Origin of the sequence: Peterkaempfera griseoplana (assembly GCF_001418575.1) — a bacterium.
GTDB classification, from domain to species: domain Bacteria; phylum Actinomycetota; class Actinomycetes; order Streptomycetales; family Streptomycetaceae; genus Peterkaempfera; species Peterkaempfera griseoplana.
Map to the genome: position 1 here is coordinate 1 of NZ_LIQR01000492.1, position 3,499 is coordinate 3,499.

At 72.3% G+C, this 3,499-nt stretch carries 2 protein-coding genes; both read right to left on the reverse strand.

From position 1 onward, the window contains the following. A partial coding sequence (locus AOK09_RS30765) for a non-ribosomal peptide synthetase (protein WP_157876103.1) occupies window positions 1–2,832 on the reverse strand: 2,832 nt, incomplete at its 3' end. Continuing rightward, on the reverse strand, window positions 2,832–3,499 hold a 668-nt coding region (locus AOK09_RS30770), incomplete at its 5' end, for an AMP-binding enzyme (RefSeq protein WP_157876104.1). The genes AOK09_RS30770 and AOK09_RS30765, both read right to left, overlap by 1 nt.

Genomic DNA, 3,499 nt, shown 5'->3' on the forward strand with positions numbered 1-3,499 from the left:
CACCGCCGACGGCACCATGTGTCCCGGCAGCCGCTGGGCCGCTCCCGCACGGATCGACGCCGGAAGGCCTTCGTCGCCGGCGCTGCAGCCGTCCTCCGCGACGACATAGGCGACCAGGCGCTTGTCACCGGGATTGTCCTCCCGCACCACCACCGCGGCCTGGGCCACCAGCGGATGCGCCGCGACCGCGGCCTGCACCTCACCCAGCTCCACCCGGAAGCCACGGATCTTCACCTGCTCGTCGACCCGGCCGAGGTACTCGACGTTCCCGTCCGCGCGCCACCGCACCAGGTCACCGGTGCGGTACAGCCGGGAGCCCGCCGGACCGTGCGGGTCCGCAACGAACCGCTCCGCGGTCAGGGCCGCGCGGCCGAGGTACCCGCGCGCCAGTCCCGCGCCCGCGATGTACAGCTCGCCCGCCACACCCACCGGCACCGGCCGCAGGGCCTCGTCCAGCACCTGGACCCGGACGTTCGAGATCGGCCGGCCGATGGGCGGATTGCCGTCCACCGCCTCGTCGGTGTACCAGGCGGTGGTGTAGACGGTGGCCTCGGTGGGGCCGTAGATGTTGGCGACCCGGGCGCCGGGCAGCGCCTTGCGGATGCTGCCGACCGCGTGGGCGGTGAGGGCCTCGCCGGCCAGGACGACCGTACGGGCCCGGACGTCGAGTCCGGTGCCGCCCAGGATCTGGGCGAAGGCGGACGGAACCGCACTGATCAGGGTGACGGGCCAGGTCCCCCGTGCGGGGTCGGCCAACGCCAGCAGGTCCCGGACGATCTCGATGCTGCCCCCCGACACCAGGGGGCCGAAGAGTTCGAAGACCGACACGTCGAAGTTGAGCGAGGTCGAGGCCAGTACCCGGGAGAACTCCTCCCCGCCGAACTCCCCGGACGCCCAGGACAGCAGGGCGGCGACCGAGCGGTGCTCCACCACCACGCCCTTGGGCCGCCCGGTGGAGCCGGAGGTGTAGATCACATACGCCGGATGACCGGGCAGCAGCCCCCGCTCGGCCTCGTCCAGCCGCTGCGACGGCAGAGCCGCCAGGGACTCCGCCACCGCCGGCGAGTCCAGGACGACCACCGGCACCGCCGACGGCGGCACCACCCCGGCCGTACCCGCCGAGGCCAGCGCCGCCACCGGCGCGGCATCCTCGAACATGTAGGAGATGCGCTCACTCGGGTAGGCCGGGTCGATCGGCAGATAGGCGCCACCCGCCTTCAGCACACCCAGCAGTGCGACCATCAGGTCGAGGCCGCGCTCGAGCACCACGGCGACCTTGGCCTCGGGGCCGACCCCCTTGCCGGCCAGGTACCGGGACAGCCGGTTGGCCCGCTCCTCCAGCTCTCCGTAGGTCAGCTCGGCACCCTCGCACACCACCGCCACCGCGTCCGGAGTGCGCGCGGCCTGCGCCTCGAACAGCTGCACCATGGTGGCCTGCGGCAGCTCGGCCGCGGTGTCGTTCCACTCCACCAGAAGCCGCTGCCGCTCCTCCGGGTCGAGCACGTCCACCGCGCTCAGTGGACGTCCCGGGGCATCGGCCAGCGCCGTGAGGACCCGCACCCAGCGGTCAGCCATCCGCTCGACCGACTCCGCGTCGAACAGGTCCGCAGCCGCGACCAGTCCGCCCCGCAGTCCGGCCGGCCGGCCCTCGGCGTCGAACACCTCTCCGACGCCGACCTCGAGGTCGAACTTCGCCGCCCGCGCGCCCGTGGGCGGCGCGGCCGCACCAGCCTGCACACCCGGCAGCTCCAGGGCCGCCCCTTCGGTGTTCTGCAGGCTGAGCATCACCTGGAACAACGGGTGCCGGGCCAGCGACCTGGTCGGGGACAGCTCCTCCACCAGCCGCTCGAAGGGCACGTCCTGGTGGGCCAGAGCACCCCACCCGGCCTCCCGCACCCGGGAGAGCACCTCGGTGAAGGTCGGGTCCCCGGACAGGTCGGTACGCATCACCAGCGTGTTGACGAAGAAGCCCACCAGGTCGTCCAGGGCCACATCCGTACGCCCGGCCACAGCAGCCCCGACGGGGATGTCGGTGCCCGCTCCCAGCCGCGACAGCAGCACGGCGAGCGCGGCCTGCAGCACCATGAACATCGTCACGTCCGAGTCGCGGGCCACCTCCGCCAGACGCGCGTGGACCTCGGCGGGCACCGCAAGCGGCACGCTGTGCCCGCGGTGACTGGCCACCGCGGGGCGGGGCCGGTCGAAGGGCAGCGCCAGCTCCTCCGGTGCACCCTCCAGCGCCGTCCGCCAGTACGCCACCTGCTTGGAGAGCACACTCTCCGGGTCCTTCTCGTCACCGAGCAGTTCACGCTGCCAGAGGGCGTAGTCGGCGTACTGCACCGGCAACGGCTCCCACGCCGGGGCACGCCCCTCGCAGCGCGCCGCATAGGCGTCGGAGACGTCACGGGCGAGCGGCTTCCTCGACCAGCCGTCGCTGGCGATGTGGTGGACCACGACCACCAGCACCTGCTCGTCCGGGCCCGCCGAGAAGAGCCAGGCACGGATGGGGATCTCGGAGGACAGGTCGAAGGCGTACCCGGAGGCCTCGGCCACCGCGTCGGCGAGGTCCGCCGGTGCGACCTCCACCAGCGACAGTTCCCACTCCAGATCCGCAAGGTCCAGGATGCGCTGGTGGGGTTCACCGCCGGCCGTCGGGAACACCGTCCGCAGCACCTCGTGCCGCCCGATGACGTCCCGCAGCGCGGCGCTGAGCGCCCCGCGGTCCACGTCGCCCGAAAGCCGCAGTGACACCGGGATGTTGTAGGTCCGGCTTGGCCCCTCCAGCTGCTGGATGAACCACAGCCGGCGCTGCGCGAAAGACAACGGAATCATCAGGACTCCTCCTTGTTACGCATCGGCCGCAACGCCGGCCTGGCTGACTTCTGACTTCCAAGCTGTTCCGCCAGCCCTGCGACCGTCGGAGTGTTCAGCAGCACCCTCAGCGGCACCTCCACGCCGAGCCTCGCCCGTACCAGGCTCACCAGCCGGACCGCCAGCAGGGAGTGGCCGCCGAGGTCGAAGAAGTCGTCCTCCACCCCCACGCTCTCCAGGCCCAGGACCTGGGCGAACACCTCGCACAGGGTCTCCTCCTGCGGGGTGGACGGACCTCGGGCGGCCCGGGACGTGGCGGCCTCGGGTGCGGGCAGCGCCTTGCGGTCCAGCTTGCCGTTGGCTGTGAGCGGCAGCGCGTCCAGCACCACCACCGCCGAGGGAACCATGTGCGACGGGAGTCGCTGCCCCACGAACTTCCGTACCGCCGAGGGCAGTTCGGTATCACGGGCGCTGTCGGCATCGGGTGTGACGACATAGGCGATGAGGCGGGTGTCCCCAGGGGTGTCCTCACGAGCCACCACGGCGGCCTGGGCGACCTGCGGATGCGCCGCCACCGCGGCCTGCACCTCACCCAGCTCCACCCGGAACCCACGCACCTTCACCTGATCATCCGCACGACCGGCGAAGACCACCTCACCCGAGGAGGTCCACCGCACCCGGTCCCCCG